Source organism: Mycoplasma sp. AC1221 (genome assembly GCF_054353815.1).
The window spans coordinates 1-19,652 of the sequence record NZ_JBTHHH010000020.1 but is presented as its reverse complement, the minus strand read 5'-3'; the positions used below and the strand labels follow the sequence as shown (position 1 = coordinate 19,652).

16 protein-coding genes, 1 rRNA gene and 1 other RNA gene are annotated in these 19,652 nt (G+C 26.4%); 13 read left to right on the top strand and 5 right to left on the bottom strand.

Features of this window, described 5'->3' with window-relative positions; genetic code table 4:
- The 11 genes from ACXYRK_RS03695 to ACXYRK_RS03645 all read left to right on the top strand — a co-directional run.
- On the top strand, nt 1-833 hold an 833-nt coding region (locus ACXYRK_RS03695), incomplete at its 5' end, for a hypothetical protein (RefSeq protein WP_458618137.1).
- Nucleotides 834-1,061: 228 nt separating this feature from the next.
- A complete protein-coding gene (locus ACXYRK_RS03690) occupies nt 1,062-3,074 on the top strand; it encodes a S8 family serine peptidase (protein WP_458618135.1) in 2,013 nt (670 codons plus the stop codon).
- A gap of 1 nt (nt 3,075) precedes the next feature.
- A complete protein-coding gene (locus ACXYRK_RS03685) occupies nt 3,076-3,831 on the top strand; it encodes a hypothetical protein (protein WP_458597678.1) in 756 nt (251 codons plus the stop codon).
- A 230-nt stretch (nt 3,832-4,061) separates the two neighbouring features.
- Entirely contained in the window at nt 4,062-4,295 is a 234-nt protein-coding gene (locus ACXYRK_RS03680; protein ID WP_458618133.1) for a hypothetical protein, read from the top strand.
- Nucleotides 4,296-4,653: 358 nt separating this feature from the next.
- Nucleotides 4,654-5,040, top strand: a complete 387-nt coding sequence (locus ACXYRK_RS03675) for a hypothetical protein (RefSeq protein WP_458618132.1) — start codon at nt 4,654-4,656, stop codon at nt 5,038-5,040.
- Nucleotides 5,041-5,289: 249 nt separating this feature from the next.
- A complete protein-coding gene (locus ACXYRK_RS03670; RefSeq protein WP_458618130.1) occupies nt 5,290-7,305 on the top strand; it encodes a S8 family serine peptidase in 2,016 nt (671 codons plus the stop codon).
- Between the two features lies 1 nt (nt 7,306).
- Nucleotides 7,307-8,062, top strand: coding sequence for a hypothetical protein (locus tag ACXYRK_RS03665; protein ID WP_458618128.1), 756 nt, complete (start codon nt 7,307-7,309; stop codon nt 8,060-8,062).
- A 433-nt stretch (nt 8,063-8,495) separates the two neighbouring features.
- On the top strand, nt 8,496-10,508 hold the full coding sequence (locus ACXYRK_RS03660; RefSeq protein ID WP_458618126.1) for a S8 family serine peptidase: 2,013 nt from the start codon (nt 8,496-8,498) through the stop codon (nt 10,506-10,508).
- Between the two features lies 1 nt (nt 10,509).
- Nucleotides 10,510-11,265 (top strand): hypothetical protein, encoded by a 756-nt coding sequence (locus tag ACXYRK_RS03655; RefSeq protein ID WP_458618124.1) that lies wholly within the window; start codon nt 10,510-10,512, stop codon nt 11,263-11,265.
- Nucleotides 11,266-11,511: 246 nt separating this feature from the next.
- Nucleotides 11,512-11,617: ribosomal RNA gene (rrf, locus tag ACXYRK_RS03650) — 5S ribosomal RNA — on the top strand.
- A gap of 34 nt (nt 11,618-11,651) precedes the next feature.
- The gene (locus tag ACXYRK_RS03645) at nt 11,652-12,464 is read left to right on the top strand and encodes a GNAT family N-acetyltransferase (RefSeq protein ID WP_458618123.1); all 813 of its coding nucleotides are present in this window, start codon (nt 11,652-11,654) and stop codon (nt 12,462-12,464) included.
- 22 nt (nt 12,465-12,486) lie between these two features.
- On the opposite strand, the gene rplA is transcribed toward ACXYRK_RS03645, so the two are convergent.
- The 5 genes from rplA to rnpB form a co-directional block, all read right to left on the bottom strand.
- Complete coding sequence (gene rplA / locus ACXYRK_RS03640) at nt 12,487-13,182, bottom strand: 50S ribosomal protein L1 (RefSeq protein ID WP_458618121.1); 696 nt, start codon at nt 13,180-13,182, stop codon at nt 12,487-12,489.
- Entirely contained in the window at nt 13,182-13,772 is a 591-nt protein-coding gene (gene rplK / locus ACXYRK_RS03635; RefSeq protein WP_458613928.1) for a 50S ribosomal protein L11, read from the bottom strand. Before rplK ends, rplA begins: the two co-directional genes overlap by 1 nt.
- A 146-nt stretch (nt 13,773-13,918) precedes the next feature.
- Nucleotides 13,919-16,126 (bottom strand): hypothetical protein, encoded by a 2,208-nt coding sequence (locus ACXYRK_RS03630; RefSeq protein WP_458618119.1) that lies wholly within the window; start codon nt 16,124-16,126, stop codon nt 13,919-13,921.
- Nucleotides 16,126-18,075, bottom strand: coding sequence for a type 2 periplasmic-binding domain-containing protein (locus ACXYRK_RS03625; RefSeq protein ID WP_458618117.1), 1,950 nt, complete (start codon nt 18,073-18,075; stop codon nt 16,126-16,128). Before ACXYRK_RS03625 ends, ACXYRK_RS03630 begins: the two co-directional genes overlap by 1 nt.
- Before the next feature lie 98 nt (nt 18,076-18,173).
- An RNA gene (gene rnpB / locus ACXYRK_RS03620) (RNase P RNA component class B) lies at nt 18,174-18,445 on the bottom strand.
- 158 nt (nt 18,446-18,603) lie between these two features.
- Between rnpB and rpsT the strand changes: the two genes are divergently transcribed.
- Complete coding sequence (gene rpsT, locus ACXYRK_RS03615) at nt 18,604-18,873, top strand: 30S ribosomal protein S20 (protein WP_458598167.1); 270 nt, start codon at nt 18,604-18,606, stop codon at nt 18,871-18,873.
- Between the two features lie 128 nt (nt 18,874-19,001).
- A partial coding sequence (locus ACXYRK_RS03610; RefSeq protein WP_458618114.1) for a restriction endonuclease subunit S occupies nt 19,002-19,652 on the top strand: 651 nt, incomplete at its 3' end.

Here is a 19,652-nt window from a genome sequence, read left to right as displayed (position 1 = left end):
TAGATGTTGTTTATGCTCTAAAAGCAGAACCATATTATATAAATAATAGAGTATCATTAGTTTCAACTACCGATCTTAGACCAAACAGACATATATTTTCAGCATTTTTAGTACCCAAAGATAAGGAATTTACTCTTTTAAAAACAGACAAAGAACAAAACGAAAAATTACTTTCTGCTTTATATAAAGAATTTAAATATAAAGAAGCAGATTTTATTTATATAAATAAAGAAGATAATATCGAGCATTTAATTACATCTGTAAGCAATAATCAATCTGAGATTTATAAAGAAATTAATTTTTTAGGTAAATTGACTAATGAAACAATTTCAGACTGAGAATTGAATCAAGGTATCAAAATTATCACAAATATAGATGAATTTTATCAACTTATTATCACTCCTTTACAAATTCTTGCTGCGAAACAAAATTTTCTTATTACTCCCGATGAACTTACAACAAAATTTGAAAAAATATTTTTAAATAATCAAAAAATTATTGATATTTTAAAAAACAACAGACTTCTATTTTATACGCAATTATTCAGCACTCTTGGAGATTATTTTAAAACGCCATCACATATACTAAAATTAAATGAAAATAATAACGAAAAATCTGTTTCCTTAGGTTTAATAAATGCATCGTTATTTAGTTATAATTTCACTATCAATCCAGATAAAAGCGATAAGAATCAAAACCAAATTAAACTTTTTTATAATATTATCTTAATACCAAATGATTATAAGTTAAATATAAAAACTGTATTAAGCTTTAAGGAAGCAAATGACTTTTTGGTTAGAGAGAACAAAACCATAAAAGTAATAAAAAAGTAAATTTTCTTATATAGGACACCGAGGCCTACCTTAAACATAAACCATTATTAAAAACTAATTTACACAAAAATTTTTATACTCAATTATTGAAACTTCTTTTTCACAGATTTTGCACATTTTCTAAGTTTTTGACAAAATTTTTTTGAAATTTCTCCCATTTTTATGTAGAATAAGAATGTAAAAAATTGAAGAGAAATTTATTTCTTACTAAAACATAAAAGGAGTAATATGAAAAAGCAAATTAAAAAAATATTTTTATTTAGTAGTATTTTAACTACATCAGTTGCTAGTATAGCAACATTAACAGCTACAAATGTGTTAAAAAATCAAGAAAAACCTTGATATTTAGGATATCAAAATAATAAATTAGAAGTTCGTATAAACAAAAACGGACAACTATTTAATTCTGTGAGGAATGTACCTGTAAACAATAATTATGAATTAAAACTTTTATTAAATTATGAAGCAAACAATTCAGTAATAGATGAAAACTGAACCGTCCAAAAAAATAATGAATTCATAGAAAACATTAAAAAATCAAATTTATATTTCAAAAGCTATCAAACAAGCTCGATGATGCCGATCGTTTGATTCTATTTTGATAATGAAAATCAAAGAAAAGAATTTGTCAAAAGTATTATAGAAAAAAAAGAAATTTATAAAGGTATTGTATTTCCAAACGAAATACAAAATCTACAATTGTCTAAAAGCAACAGTTCAGATAAAGAAGAAGAAATCGATTGAGATGTTTACTATAATCGTGATATTACAATAGACAACTCAAAAGATTTAAACATTGTAAATTTTAAAAAACAAATACAAAGAGAAGATAGCAGATATTATGATAAAAGTGGTAATGTTGGTGTTTTAGAAGTAATAGGAAGTATAGACGAAAGTAAGTTACAAAATTTTAATAGATTTGGTATCGAATTATATAATACTTCAAAATTTTCAAAAAGTCACCATGCAAACGAAGTTTCAAATACAACAGCAGGAATGAAAGGTTATGATAGATACTCTAAACTTTTCTTTTCTACTCATATTAACGATTCAGAATGACAAAGCTCTATTGAATGAATGGTTAAAGAAAAAGGTGTAAGAGTTATAAATCATAGTTATGGTGAGAGAAAAGATAATAGACGTGTATCATATGACGAAAATAATTTATTTTTAGATTATATATCAAGAAAATATGGAGTTGTAAATATATTTTCTTCTGGGAATGGAAATGATGAAAGGGAAAAACAAAATGAATGAATTAATGGTGACACACTTTCTCTTAATAATATAGTAGTTGGTGCATTAGATTTTGATGAAATAGATCAAAAACCTACTGAATCAATAGCAAAATATTCTAATTATTTATTAAGAAGTGCTTATACATCACTTTCTAAACCTAATGTTGTTGCTCCAGGATATTTATATAAAAGATGGCACAAAAACAGTAAAGGTGGGTGAAATTATTTAGATACAAATGGAACAAGTTTTGCATCTCCTGTTGTTACAGGTTTAGTTTCAACATTATTAAGAGAAAGAGATTTTTTAAATAAAGACAAAATTAGATTACAAGCAATAAAAGCTATCATAGGTGCTTCATCAAGAGCTCCAAAAGTAAGTAATCTTAACTACAAAGAGAATGGGTATACTCAAAAGTATGGTTCCGGTATTATAGATTTTGAAAATATGCTTGAAGCGGCAGATAATTTAGTAACTAAAGAAGTTTCAAAATCTGATAATGATTTTGTTTTATGAACTAGTTCCTTTTATGTTCTAAAAGGTAAAAAAATTAAAGGAGCAAGTTCTTGATTGTTTAATGCTGGTTTATTAGAGACACCTGAAAATTCACCAAGTTACAACGCAAATGTAAATTGATGATGGTTTTTAGGGTTTTTAGGTGGTATTATAGCTAATTCTGTTGAAGGAGCGAGATTATCTAAGGAAAAAGCACAATGACTTGAAACACATATAGATGAAAAAAGACTTAATTTAATAACAGTAAATCAAAAACAGCAAGATAAGTTATTTTCTGATTATGATTTATATTTAGAAAAAAAAGATAGGGATGGTAATTGAAAAGTAGTTAAAAGTATTACATCAATTAATTCTAATGATGAAATCCTTGAATATATAACACCCGAATCAGGCATTTATCAATTAAAAGTTAAAAAATATTCAGATGTATTATTTAATAATTCAATTAATGATAGTTTAGCATTAACATATACAGTGCAGGAAAAATAGTATGAAGAATTTTATAAAAAAATGAGTTTTTCTTTTTTCTGCATTAACACCTTTAATTGTTGCTAGTTGTGGAAACACCGCAAATAACAAGGAATATTTTATTAAAAATTTCAAGGATTTTGATTGATATATCGAATACAATAAAAAGCAAAATTCTATTAAAAATATTGGAGAAAATTATTTTTCTTATATGTGAGAAAATAACAAAGAAAATAATGGTAAGTTTGAACCCTTGTTCAAAGATAAATATGTATTTATTAAATCAGTTGAAGAACTTAATCGATTATTTTTAGATAAATTTAATTTAAATTATGTTAAGAAATATTATCAAACATTTAAAGACAAAGTTGATTTTGACATTAACACTCTAACAACTGAAAAACTAAAACAAATGAACAAAGAAGAGTTTCAAAAGATTTATTTAAATAATGAAGATATTGATGAATTCTTTAAGACTAAAAATTTGTTAATGAATGAAGCTGGTAAAAATAATTTAGCAACATCACAATATAACTTAGTTCCAGATTACAAAAAAGACGATGCAACGAATTTAAAATTTTTATTTATTAATTTAGAGCAATTAGGTGCAAATTTTGATGATAAAAAAAGCACATATGAAGTACATATAACAATGAATGTAAAATATATTGATAAATCTAGAACCATTACTGTTATTAAAAATCCAAGTAATCATCAAATAAAAGACCTTTACCAATATTTTTATGAGACAATATCTTTAAAAACTAGTGATATATAATTTATATATATAAACTTTATAAATGCAGGAAACTAGTAAAAATTACTAGTTTCCTGCATTTATATAACTTTGAACTATAACTATTAACATTTTTGACCACATCACTTGGTTAAACAAATTTTAATAATCAATTTGAGACGGTATTTGTTATAACTGTGTTAAATTTTAAAAAATTATGAAAAATCACAGTAGAGTTGAATAAGAAATGAAAGAAATTAAATCAAAAGCTAATGAATGAATTTTTTGTTGATTTACCAGAAAATGTTAAAAATATGTTTGTTTCTTATATTAGTTCGTGAAACAATAGTAAGGATATTAAGTTTGAAAAACCTAAATTCTGCTCAAGTTGTGGTTCTGTTAATATTCATAAACACGGAGCAACTAATAATATGTCGCATTATAGAGTTTATGATTGCAAGAAAAAACTTAGCGATTTTGCACAGGAACAGTTTTTGAACATTTAGGAAAAACACGCAGAGCAAAATATCCTCTGTTTTTTGATTGTCATTTAAAGAAATTATCCCCCCTTCTGCAACTGCAGAAATTTGTGGGATAAATTTAAAACTCCTTTTCTTTGAAGACACAAATTACTAGATTTTATAAAATCAAAGTAATATGAAAACGAATCAGTAGTGGAATAACTGAATTAGATGAAATATACTTTAATAATGTAAGAAAAGAAAATTTCAATGTTGGAATCTGAGGAAAAGCAGGAAAAAGTGGGAAATCCATGTATTTTACTTCAAAGGGGCATTAGTTGAGAAAAACATTGTCTTTCTACAATAGTTGATCGAAATAGAAATATCACAATTCAATACTTAGGTGCTGGAAGATCTTCCGTTAAAAAAACTTTATAATGCTTTCAAATATAAAATTACGAATACAGAATCTATACAATTTTTAACAGATGGTGAAAATGCTTATAGTGATTTTGTTAACAAAATAGACGGTAAGCTGTTTATCGTTGAAGTAATACAAAGAAAACCAAGGATTTTTAATGATAATTTAAATTACAATATGAAAGCAAATTGAAAAACTAAATATTACATCCAAAATGTAAACATTTACCATTCAAAATTAGAGAATTGGGGAAATATTTACAAAAATGTTTCAATCAAGAATTTAGTGAAATATATAAATTGAGTCAAGTGAGTTAGAGCAAACAAAAATAACCATTACTCTATGGTTACTACACCGAACAAATTTTAACATGCAGGTAAGAAATGTAGGATTTCTAAATTTATAAAAAATCACATATTTAAAACATAAACCATTAATTAAAAAACTAATTTACACAAAAATTTTTATACTCAATTATTGAAACTTCTTTTTCACAGATTTTGCACATTTTCTAAGTTTTTCACAAAATTTTTTTTGAAATTTCTCCCTTTTTTATGTATAATAAGAATGTAAAAATTAAAGAGAAATTTATTTCTTACTAAAAATAAAAGGAGCAATATGAAAAAGCAAATTAAAAAAATATTTTTATTTAGTGGTATTTTAACTACATCAGTTGCTAGTATAGCAACATTAACAACTACAAATGTATTAAAAAATCAAGAAAAACCTTGATATTTAGGATATCAAAATAATAAATTAGAAGTTCGTATAAATAAAAACGGACAACTTTTTAACTCAGTGAGGAATGTTCCTGTAAACAATAATTATGAATTAAAACTTTTATTGAATTATGAAGCAAACAATTCAGTTATGGATGAAAACTTAACCGACCAAAAAAACGATGAATTCATAGAAAACATTAAGAAATCAAATTTATATTTCAAAAGTTATCAAGCAAGCTCAATGATGCCAATAGTTTGATTCTATTTTGATAACGAAAATCAAAGAAAAGAATTTCTCAAAAGTATTATAGATAAAAAAGAAATTTATAAAGGTATTGTATTTCCAAACGAAATACAAAATATTCAATTATTTAATACAGATAATTTAGATAATGAAAAAGAAGAAGAATCAGATGTTTATTATAATCGTGATATTACAATAGATAATTCAAAAGACTTAGACATAGTAAACTTTAAAAAACAAATAGAAAGAGAAAATAGCAGATATTGAAATAAAAAAGGAAATGTTGGTGTTATAGAAGTTAATGGAAGTGTCGATTTGTTAAAATTACAAAATTTCCAGAGATATGGTATAGAATTTCAAGATACAGTTAAAAATATCGAGAAAAGTCACCATGCAAACGAAGTTTCTAATATTACAGCAGGTGAAAAAGGATATGATAGATATTCAAAACTTTTCTTTTCATCATTTACTAAAAATGCCGAATGACAAAAAACTATTGAATGAATGGTTAAAGAAAAAGGTGTAAGAGTTATAAATCATAGTTATGGTATGAAATATGATGACGAATGAACAAAATATGATGAAAATAATTTATTTTTAGATTATATTTCTAGAAAATATGGAGTTGTAAACATATTTGCATCTGGAAACGGAAATGATGAAAAAGAAAAAGAAAACGAATGATTAAACGGTTATACACTTTCACCTAATAACTTAATAGTAGGGGCACTTGATTTTAACGAATTCACACAAAAACCTACTGAATCAATAGCAGAATATTCTAATTATTTATTACAAAACGGCTATGTATCTACTTCTAAACCTAATGTGGTTGCTCCAGGATATTTATATAAAAGATGACATAAAAATAGTAAAGGTGAGTGAAATTATTTAGATACACTTGGTACAAGTTTTGCATCTCCCGTTGTTACAGGTCTAGTTTCAACATTATTAAGAGAAAGAGATTTCTTAAATAAGGACAAAATCAGATTACAATCAATTAAAGCGATTATAGCTGCTTCATCCAGAACTCCAAAAGTAAATAATCTTAACTACAAAGCGAATGGGTATACTCAAAAATATGGTTCTGGCATTGTAGATTTTGAAAATATGCTAGAAGCTGCAGATAATTTAGTAACTAAAGAAGTTTCGAAATCCGATAATGATTTTGTTTTATGAACTAGTTCGTTTTATGTTCTAAAAGGTAAAAAAATTAAAGGAGCAAGTTCTTGATTGTTTAATGCTGGTTTATTAGAGACACCTGAAAATTCACCAAGTTACAATGCAAATGTAAATTGATGATGGTTTTTAGGACTTTTAGGTGGTGTTATAGCTAATTCAGTTGAAGGAGCAAGATTATCAAAGGAAAAAGCAGAATGAAATAAATATCATATTAGTGAAGAAAGATTGAATTTAAAAACACTAAAACAAAAACAAGATAATAAGATGTTTTCTGATTATGATTTATATTTAGAAAAAAAAGATAGTAATGGTAATTGAAATGTAGTTAAAAGTATTACATCAAGCAGCTCTAATGATGAGTTACTTGAGTATATTACTACTGAAGCAGGATATTATAGATTAAAAGTTAAAAAATATTCAGGTGTGCTATTTGATAATTCGATCAATGATAGTTTAGCATTAACATATACAGTGCAGGAAAAATAGTATGAAGAATTTTATAAAAAAATGAATTTTTCCTTTTTCTGCATTAACACCTTTAATTGTTGCTAGTTGTGCAAGTAGCAGTAACAAAGAATATTTTGATTATAATTTAATAAAATTTAATGGTATTGTTAGAAAATATAAAGAGCAAAATAGCATTGAAAATATTTATGAAAACTACTTCTTTTATATGTGAGAAAATAACAAAGAAAATGCTGGTGAATTTCATTCTTTATTCAGAGATAAATATGTTTTTATTAAATCAGTTGATGAACTGAATCAATTATTTTTAGATAAATTTAATTTAAATTATGTTAAGAAATATTATCAAACTTTTAAAGATAAAGTTAATTTTGATATTAATACTCTAACAGATGAAAAACTAAAACAAATGAACAAAGAAGAGTTTCAAAAGATTTATTTAAATAATGAAGATATTGATGAATTCTTTAAGACTAAAAATTTGTTAATGTATGAAACAGGAAATAAAAATTCTGGATTTTCTCAATATAACTTAGTCCCAGATTATAAAAGAGAAGATACAATGCATCATTTATATTTTTGACTGATAAATTTAGAGCAATTAGGTGTTAAATACAAAGCTGAAGAAAGTTCACAAAAAACCCGTATAACTATGAATGTAAAATATATTAATAAATCTAAGGCTATCACTGTTAATAAGAATCCAAGCGATCAGCAAGTAAGGGATCTTTTTGAATATTTATGAAACGAAATAAGTTTAGCAACTTCAGATGTCTAATAATTTAACATAAAGCATACATACAAGAAAGTATAAAACCAGCAGTTTTTAACTTTGAATCGTCATAGCAAATTGCTGTGGCAATTTTTAATTTAAATTTGTTTGCGTTTTTTATTCATTATATCGTTTCACTTTACTCTTGAGAATACTTAATAGTTTTTCATAAGTTGTTTTTGAATAACCTCTACAATCTCAACATTCAGATTTTAAGTTTGAAAATAAGTAATCTATTTCTCTGTTGTCTAAATAAAAATTTTTAATTTATTTATCTTAGTCATTTCGAAACTGCTTTTTCATATTTTTTACATATTTTCAAAATTTTTTACTATATTTTAAATTATTTTTTTAATTTCTCCTTTTTTATGTAAAATAAAAAAAGTAAGAAATTGAAAAGAAATTTATTTCTTACAAAAAAACACAAAAAGGAGTAAATATGAAAAAGCAAATTAAAAAAATATTTTTATTTAGTAGTATTTTAACTACATCAGTTGCTAGTATAGTAACATTAACAGCTACAAATGTGTTAAAAAATCAAGAAAAACCTTGATATTTAGGATATCAAAGCAATAAATTAGAAGTTCGTATAAACAAAAACGGACAACTATTTAATTCTGTGCGGAATGTTCCTGTAAACAATAATTATGAATTAAAACTTTTATTAAATTATGAAGCAAACAATTCAGTTATGGATGAAAACTTAACCGTCCAAAAAAATAATAAATTCATAGAAAACATTAAAAAATCAAATTTATATTTCAAAGGCTATCAAACAAGCTCGATGATGCCGATAGTTTGATTCTATTTTGATAACGAAAATCAAAGAAAAGAATTTGTCAAAAATATTATAGAAAAAAAAGAAATTTATAAGGGTATTTTATTTCCAAATGAAATACAAAATCTACAATTTTCTACCAACAGTTCAGATAAAGAAGAAGAAATTGATTGAGATGTTTATTATAATCGTGATATTATAATAGATAATTCAAAAGACTTAGATATAGTAAACTTTAAAAAACAAATACAAAGAGAAAATAGCAGATATCGAAATAAAAAAGGAAATGTTGGTGTTATAGAAGTAAAAGGAAAAATCGATACAACAAAATTACAAAACTTTCAAAGGTATGGTGTTGAATTACAAGATATTGATAAAAAGATTAAACTAAGTCATCATGCAAACGAAGTTTCAAATATCGCAGCAGGTGAAAAAGGATATGATAGATATTCAAAACTTTATTTTTCAGCATTTATTGATAATTATGAATGACAAAGTGCTATTGAATGAATGGTTAAAGAAAAAGGAGTAAGAGTTATAAACCATAGTTATGGTATGAAATATGATAATTGATGAACCACATATGATGAAAATAATTTATTTTTAGATTATATTTCTAGAAAATATGGAGTTGTTAATATCTTTTCATCCGGAAATGGAAATGATCAAAAAGAAAAAGAAAACGAATGGGTAGATGGGTATGCACTTTCACCTAATAACATAATAGTAGGGGCACTTGATTTTAACGAATTCACACAAAAACCTACTGAATCAATAGCAGAATATTCTAATTATTTATTACAAAACGGCTATGTATCTACTTCTAAACCTAATGTTGTTGCTCCAGGGTATTTATATAAAAGATGGCATAAAAATAGCAAAGGTGAGTGAAATTATTTAGATACACTTGGTACAAGTTTTGCATCCCCTGTTGTTACAGGTTTAGTTTCAACATTATTAAGAGAAAGAGATTTCTTAAATAAGGACAAAATCAGATTACAATCAATAAAAGCGATTATAGGTGCTTCATCCAGAACTCCAAAAGTAAATAATCTTAACTACAAAGCGAATGGATATACTCAAAAATATGGTTCTGGTATTGTAGATTTTGAAAATATGTTAGAAGCTGCAGATAATTTAGTAACTAAAGAAATTTCAAAATCTGATAATGATTTTGTTTTATGAACTAGTTCCTTTTATGTTCCAAAAGGTAAAAAAATTAAAGGAGCAAGTTCTTGATTGTTTAATGCTGGTTTATTAGAGACACCTGAAAATTCACCAAGTTACAATGCAAATGTAAATTGATGATGGTTTTTAGGGTTTTTAGGTGGTGTTATAGCTAATTCAGTTGAAGGAACAAGATTATCAAAGGAAAAAGCAGAATGAAATAAATATCATATTAGTGAAGAAAGATTGAATTTAAAAACACTAAAACAAAAACAAGATAATAAGATGTTTTCTGATTATGATTTATATTTAGAAAAAAAAGATAGTAATGGTAATTGAAATGTAGTTAAAAGTATTACATCAAGCAGCTCTAATGATGAGTTACTTGAGTATATTACTACTGAAGCAGGATATTATAGATTAAAAGTTAAAAAATATTCAGGTGTGCTATTTGATAATTCGATCAATGATAGTTTAGCATTAACATATACAGTGCAGGAAAAATAGTATGAAGAATTTTATAAAAAAATGAGTTTTTCTTTTTTCTGCATTAGCGCCTTTAATTGTTGTTAGTTGTGCAAATAACTCAAACAACAAAGAATATTTTTATAACGATTTAGAATACTTTACCGGGGTTGTGTTAGAATATAAAAGGCAAAATTCTATTAAAAATATTGAAGAAAATTATTTTTATTATATGTGAGAAAATAACAAAGAAAGTGCTGGTGAATTTCAACCTTTGTTCAAAGATAAATATGTTTTTATTAAATCAGTAGAAGAACTTAATAAATTATTTTTAGATAAATTTAACTTAGATTATGTTAAGAAATATTATCAAACATTTAAAAATAAAGTTGATTTTGACATTAATACTCTAACAGCCGAAAAACTAAAACAAATGAACAAAGTAGAGTTTCAAAAGATTTATCTAAGAAATCAAGATGTTAATGAATTCTTTAAGACTAAGAATTTGTTAATGTATGAAACAGGTAATGAAAATTCTGTAATTTCACAATATAATTTAGTTCCAGATTACAAAAGTAACAATACAGCAAATTTACATTTTTGGCTTATCAATTTAGAACAATTAGGTGTTAAATATGATAACAAAAACAGTTTGCAAAAAACACATATAACTATGAATGTAAAATATATTGATAAATCCATGACTATCACTGTTAATAAAAATCCAAGTAATCAACAGGTAAAAAATCTTTATGAATATTTGCGAAAATACACAACTTTAGCAACTTCAGATGTTTAATAATTTAACATAAAAACAAACAAGCAAGAAAGTATAAAACCAGCAGTTTTTAACTTTGAATCGTCATAACAAATTGCTGTGGCAATTTTGAATTTAAATTTGTAAAGCAAGACAAAAAGATTAACAACTAATTGTGTTAATCTTTTTGTCTTGCTTTACCATCTTTTTAAAAAATAGTCGCACAATTAAAATTCATAAAAATTTAAAAAAATTGTTTGGGTTTTTAAAAAAATCCTGTATTATATTATCAGTAGCAATAGCAAGTGGGATCACCTGATACCATTCCGAACTCAGTAGTTAAGCCACTTTACGCCGACGATAGCCCAACGGTGAAAATAGGAAGCTGCTTTTTTTATACCTTTTGAGCAGCTTCCGAAAGGAAATATATGAAAACATTTAAAATTTGAAATAATGATAAAAAACAAGAAGTTTTAGAATATCTTTATAAAAAAGACCCGATTCAATATTTATTTTTAATCTCTGATATCGAACAATACGGTTTACAAAATCAAAATATTAAAACTTTTGTTTTATATAACAAAAAAATAGAAGCAATTTTTTTAATGTTTTATTCTAATTTAGTTGTGTTATTTGATACTGATGCTATAAATATAAATGAATTTTTGAAAATATTAAATAATGAAGACATTCAAAACCTAATTATTGATACAAATTTTTATAACTTTTTAAATAAACATAAACTTATTGATTCGCTGGATTATATAGTAGAAAAAGAACAGATTGCTAAGTTAGATGTAAATATTTTTAACATGCAGACAAAAGACTTTTTAGCTAAATCTAACCCAGTAACTGAAACTGACATCATAGAAGTTATCAATTCTAAAAAGCAAATTAAGGAATGAGGTAATGTTAGTGGGCATACTTTAGATGTAGAATATTTAACTAATGAATTAAAAAGTGGATATTATCAAGCATTCATAATTAAAGATGAACAAATGGTTATCTCACATGCTTCTATAAGTGCTAAAAACAAACAAGTTGCTATGATTGGTGGAGTATATACATTAAACCAATATCGTCGTCAAGGACTAGCTTATGATTGTGTAATTAATTTAATTAGAAAACTTATTTATCAGAACCTAACACCTGTTTTATTCTTCAGCAATCCTGCTGCTGCTAAGATGTATTATAAACTTGGTTTTAAAGACTATGGACAATTATTTGTATTGCATAAATAAAAGCACCACAATGGTGCTTATTTTATTTTTCTATCTTAATTTTGACACTTGGACCCATTGATGCTGAAACGGTAAGATTTAACATATATGTTCCTTTAACAGCAGCAGGTTTAAGTTTTTTAATTAAGTTAATCAAGGTTTTTGCATTTTCAACTAATGCTTGTGTTGACATACTTGATTTACCGATTAATGAATGCACGATTCCAGCTTTATCAGTACGGTAATTAGCTTTTCCTTTTTTAAGTTCTTCAACAGCTTTTTCAGGTGCAGGAGTAACAGTTCCGGTTTTAGGATTAGGCATTAAACCTTTTGGTCCTAAAACTTTTCCATATTTACCTAATAAAGGCATCATTGTAGGGTCAGCAACCATAACATCAAAGTCAAAATTACTTTCTTTAATCTTTTGTTCAAGAGCAGAACCATCTAAAACAATATCTGCTCCAGCATCTTTAGATAATTTTTGTTTTTCTACATTATTTGTAGCAACAAGAACTTTAACAGTTTTCCCTGTTCCATTAGGTAATAATACTGCACCTCTGAGTTGTTGGTCAGCTTTACGAACATCTAAGTTTAAATTAAATGCTAAGTCAATTGAAGCATCAAATTTAGCATATGAAGTTTTTTTAGCTAATTCAATCGCTTCTGACAAATCATAAGCAATAGTTCTATCAAATGATTCGCGAGCATTTTTTAGGTTTTTTGAAATTCTTTTTGCCATTATTCTGCTCCTTCTTCTGCTTTATCATCTGAGTGTGTATGCACTTCTATAGCTTGACCTTTAGTTTCGTTTAATTTAGTTTGTGCCTCAACAAGAGCGGCCTCTTTTGCGGCAGCAGCAGATGCAGCCTTTGCAGCAGCTTTTGCTTCAGCCTTTGCTTTAAAGATATCATCATAACCTTCAACCAAAACACCCATTTGTTTTGCTGTTCCAGCAACTGTTGCCATTGCAGCATGGATATCATCGGTATTTAAGTCAGGAAGTTTGTATTCTGCAATTTCTTTAAGTTGTTCTTTTGTAATTGTTCCAACAATAGTTGTTTTAGAGTTTTTTGAGCCTGATTTTAATTTTGCTGCTTGCATAATTTTATATGAAGCAGGTGCTGTATAAAGTTTAAATTCAAAACTTTTATCTTTATATACTGTAATTTTTACAGGAACTGGTTCATCGCCTCTGTCTCTGGTTGCATCGTTAAATGCTCTGGTAAATTCAGGCATATTAACACCAACTCCAGCTAAGGCTGGACCTGGTTTAGCTTTACCGGCTAAAAATTGAAGTTTAGCAACACGGTGTATTTCTTTTTTTGCCATTTTAAAATCCTTTCGATAATTGTGGTCTGCGATTTAATAATCTCCCACTTGTGACAATTAATAAATTGCTTTTTAATTATATTAAAAAAGTTTTTTTTCAAAAACCTTTTTATAAATATTATTACTCTATACACAAGAGATAAAAGTTATTCAAAGTCTATCATTTCAAATTTATCAGGATGACTTTGAATTTCTTTTTGTAATTTATATTTGAATGAATTTGGATTATTTTCACTTTCATATCCTAAGTAATCATAATCATATGAATTCAATAATCCAAATCCGTATCCATTATCACCAAGATTTTGCATAAACAATGCTACCATATTCATATCTTCATCGAAAACTAAACTACCCGACGCACCTGTTGTTAAATCATACTTGTTATTAGGTAAATCATTTAAAATAAAACTTCTAAAATTTCCATATTTAGCAAACTCAGGTACCTGTTGGTTAATTACAATATCATCAATTCGATTAATAATGTGTTCACGGTATCTTAGCCCACTATTTCCTGCATGTGAATCTTGAGGAAAAGAACTAAGATAAAATTTTACATAATTATCTGCACTTAGATATTTTGCTTGCTTACTTAGTTTTAAGTTAGGTAATTTTTTTCAGTTCTTCAAATAATTTAATACTTTTAAATCATTTGAATTTTTAGCTCTTTTTATCAGCTGTGCAATATCAATAATATTTATTGAAATGTCTGCTTCATTTAAATTACCTTGTCCATAAGGATCAGAAACCAACTTACCTTGTTTATTATATTGATTAGTTGCTTGTCAAAAGTTCAAAACAAAATCATTTCTTTCAACATCGATTGATATATCATTTGCTCAACTATTTACTTTATTATCATTAAAATCAGGGATTAATAATTTTTGTGGTATTCGAGGATTACCCCAATTATTATTAAGGATGTCACTAACATGTCTGTTAGTGATAAAGTAATACCTTTGATCATTTATATCAGTAGGTTTAACCTTAGCAATCATAGTAGAAGTTCCACCACCTAATACAAATACTCTTGCTTTAATCTTATCAAACATTGCATTTTGCTTATTAATTATCCGTTTACCACTATATACCATATCTTTTGGATTATATGCTAAACCATTTGATGCTAATTTTGCATATAAATCATCTGTATGATAATCTTCAGATAATGAAAAATTCATGTCATCATTTTGGTTTGCTAAATAAGTAATTTCAGTTATTGTGGAAAATTTATCAAACATATCTTTATTTACATCATCAAAACTAAATGATTTTGTGTTTTGAGATTGCAAAACAACTTTTATCTTATCATTATCAAGGCTTGTAGCATATGAATAACCATTTATATTACCCTGAATCAACTTATCTTTAAGAAGTTCTTCTAAATCTATATCAATAACAATTGGTTGACTCTGAGTCTGTGTGTACATCTGATTTAGTATCTTGATAAATGTAAATCTAATTTTTCTTTTTGAAAAAGGTTTATTCAAAAAGTTTTTAATTTGTTTTTCAAAAACAAGATTATTGTTTTGGATTTCAAGTTCATTATTTTTTATATGCGAAAGCATAATTTGATGTTTTAAAACATTAATACTATCATTATTCTTCAAATGCACTTTTAAATCAGGAACATAAGAAAAAACTGATTTTCTAGGATTTTCATCCATATTTGGATAAAATCACTTAGGAAAATCACTATAGACTTGACCTTGTGAAGTTATATATGTAAGAACTTTTTGCATCTCTGTTCTAAAGTAATTTGATACTATATTAATATTATGTTCACTATTTTCTAATACAACCAAGTTAGGAAAAGTAGATTTATCAAAAATTTGTTTTGGGTTGTTTATATCACCTGGATATGTTAAATTAGAACTAGAATCAATTTTTACTGTTGGAGAAAATTGATATTCTGTATTTGGTTTTTGACTTTCTTTTTTCTCAGATTCGATTGGTTTTTGTTCATTATCTGGCTTTTGTGAATCCTTGTCTTTATCAGGCTCTGTTATTTCTGATTTTCCTAGTTGCTCATTGTTATCAGGATTGATGGATTTTTTAGTTTCACCAGGTTTTTGTTTTGGACTTTGCTTTGGTTGCTGTGGTGTTTGTGGTTGGGTCTCGTCTGGTTTTGGTGCTTCTTTTTTTGCAGGTGGTTTAGTAGGTTTAGGTGTACTTGGAGGTTTATCTTTACCTATAATTTCTATTGGGTTCGATGGTTGCTGCAAAATTATTCCTTTATTTGGATCATGCTCTTTTTGTGTGTTTTCAGGTTTATGGGTCACATTACTCTGACAAGAAACATAAAGTATCGATGACGATGCTAAAATAATACTTAATAAAGTTTTAATTTTCATTAACGTTTTGTCCTTGAGTAATAATAAGTATTAAGTAGTGAATTAACTTTATCATCAATCCCTCATAACCTAGCATGAATGATATTTTTATCACTTTCATCTACTTCATAGATTTTTACTGCTTTAACATCGTAGGTATTATCATCGGATACAAAATAATTTCTACGAATTAACTTATAATCAAGTTGAGTAGATGGAGTATAGTTAATTAAATTAAAATTAGTTACATTTGGATACTTTTCTGATAAAACCTCAAAAAACTTAGGTGCTGCATCTTCATCGATAATCATATGAGAAAACCAATAACCCATTGTATTCAGAACATCTTCTGTTTCTTCTTTAACTTGTGATTTTTTATAATTTTCATCATCTTTTTGCTTTATATTGAAATAAAATTGCTCAAAAAACTCTTTGAATAATGGATCATTGAATTTTTTAGCAGCTAAATCACGAAAATTTTGCAAGTCTGCATCATCAAGTTGATCATGTTCCAATGTTTTCTTATAAACTTCAATTAATTCATTTTTGAAATTGTTAAAAATTGTTGTTGGATCTGAACTAAATTTATATTCTTTATTATTTTTTTCAAGTTCTTCTGCTGCCGCTAAAAACACATCGCGCATTTCAGAAGTGAGATATTCATCATACATATCAATAATATTTTTGTTAGTATTAATGTTATTTAAATGTGCATAAAAAGCATGTGAAAGATTATGATACAAAGTCTTTTCAGTTGGTTTGGAAATAGTTTCTGAAACAACTAAACCATCTACTAATAAGATGTTTTCACGAAATTTTATTGCTTCTACTGTTCCATCATCAACAGTTACATTTTTCTCAACTAATTTACCATCTTTATATTTATTAAAGGTAAATCCATTATCAGCTGCATAATAAGTATCCAAAGCATCTCCGTTATACATAATTGCAGAATTTACATTACCGTTTCTTGTATTTAATAACGCTTGCACAATGGCTTGTCCATCTCCGTTAAATGACAATGTATTTGATGTATCAGTAATATTTTGTCCAGTAGATTTATTAACCATCTCTACAAAACTATTAACTATTCTTTCATAATTATCTAAATCTACCTTACCACTATGTGGTGTAAGTTTTGTTGCTTTTTTAGGAAAATAATAAGAAGAACCATACAAAAGTTCAGCACGCACTGCATCGGTTAACACCATATCTTGATACCCGTTTTTAAAAGCTGTATTTATTAAGTTAAATAATGAATTAGGTTTCAAATATTCGGAATATAAATGTGTATCTTCTTTTTGTGGGTCAACAAATTTAGATGTGTTTTTGGGATCTTTTGCTTGCTGAAGTAATTCATCACGATTTTTTTGAAAATCTTCATCAGTTAGTAATTTTCCAAAAGTTTGATTTGTTGGTTTACCACTTTGTTTATGCTTTGCATAAGCAAAAACTGCATCTTGGATATAATAAGGAACAAAATATTGTCATAAATGCTTTTGTGGTCTATCAATATCCTTTAATTCTTCATCATAACTAGCAAGGTGATTAAAAACTATCGGTGTATAAATTTCCTGTAATTTCTTTTTTAATTGGTTTTCGGTTTTTATCATCTGATTTGGGTCACTTATTTCAAGTAATTGGTTAAAATCTATTGGTTTAATTAATCCTTTTTTAATTAAACCAATTGCTTGAAAGTCGCTTCCGATTCCTGCAACGGCTTTATGGTTATTTAATGCAATAGTAAAGTCTTGAATTTCATTAAATTCCTTATAATCAAAGTCTTTATTAATAAGGTCTCGATTAACATCATCGATATATGATTTATAGTTAAAAAATGCTGGTTTAAATGGTGATTCTACCTTTGCAGCAACTACTGCTGCAACTGCAATTCCTACTGCAATCGCTCCTGAACCGAGCAATCATCTTTTGGTGTATTTACTACTAAAAATGTTTCTATTTCTTTCCATCACTTCCTTGAGTTATTTTTTATAAAATTATTTTATTAAATTCTGAAAATTCAAAAGAAAAAAATAAAAAAAGCTCGGATATCCAAACTTCTTTTAGCATCATAAGCCGTGTTCTGTTCCTTAAAAAAGGTGCTGATAATTTATCTAACATAAAATATGTTTTGCTTGCTAATTCATTTATTAACTTACAATTCCCCTACCAAATTTGGGTTTCTAGTTCATGGAGTTTACCGCGTTTCACAATTCTCGTCTCTGTGGCACTAGTCGTCTAAGCTTAAACTTATTAGGTTTAACATGATCACTACTAACATCGCAGTTAGTACTAGCACGGACTTTCCTCTACTTTTTAAAGCAGCTATCAGCTAATGCAAATGATATTATATATCAATTATGTGTATTAAATAAATTATTTTGCTTTCATAAAGCAAAATGAATACTTATAAAATTTATATTTTATAATTATGTTTTTTATAAAAGATAGATATAATTTATAGGATTTTTCAAAATTATAGAAAAAGGGAGGTTTGTTTGGCTAACATTAAATCTAAGATCAAAAGCATTGTCAAGATGGAAAAAGCTCGTCAAAGAAATGCTGCAATGAAATCTAGAGTTAAAACCGCAATCCGTAAAGCTCGTGAAGCAGTTTTAGCAGCAGATGAAAAGGCAGCAGTATTAGTTGCACAAGCTCACCAGGTAATTGCTAGAGCAGTTACCAAAGGTGTTTTCCATAAAAATAAAGGTGCTAGAAAACACTCACGTTTAGATCAATTCGTTAATAAGACAAAAGAATCTAAATAAACTTTGACAAGCTAAGGCTTGTTTTTTTAAACCTTTATTCACAACTTTATTCACATTTTGATGAATAATTTGTAGTTTCAATTACTTTTAGAAAAATAATTTATAATATAAAAATAAAGGTGGTAGAAATGATTAAAAAAATACCGAAGATTAGGTTTAAAGAATTTGATGAAGAGTGGTATTATGAAGTTTTAGGGAATCTTGTTGATAAACAAAAAAGTGATTTGAAAGTTTCAGAAATAAAAACTGATGGAAATGTAGATATTTATGGTATTGATGGAAAAATAGGAAAAAGTTTTTTGAGAGAAACTTTTAATGAAGACATTGTAATCATATCAAAAGACGGTTCAGTTGGTAAATTACAAATATTACCTAAAAATTCTTGATTTACATCAACATTAGAAGGAATTTTCATAAAAGAAAAATCATTAATTAATAACAATTTTCTTTATCTGGTTTTAAATAATATTAAATTTGACGAATTTGTTGTTGGAACAAGTATCCCACATTTATATTTTAATGATTATAAGAATCTTAATATTTTCTTGCCTTCTTTAAATGAACAAAAAAAGATATCAAAATTAGTTTTTTCGTTAGATTCATTTATAAAACTAATTCAGCAAAAACTCGATTTTTTTTATTGTGTAAAGCAAACTTTTTTATCTAAAATGTTTCCTAATCAAAACTCAAAATTTCCTAATATTCGTTTCTCTGAATTTACTCGCGCTTGAGAACAGGATCTTTTGGGAGAGTTAGGAAAATTTTATAGTGGTTTGAGT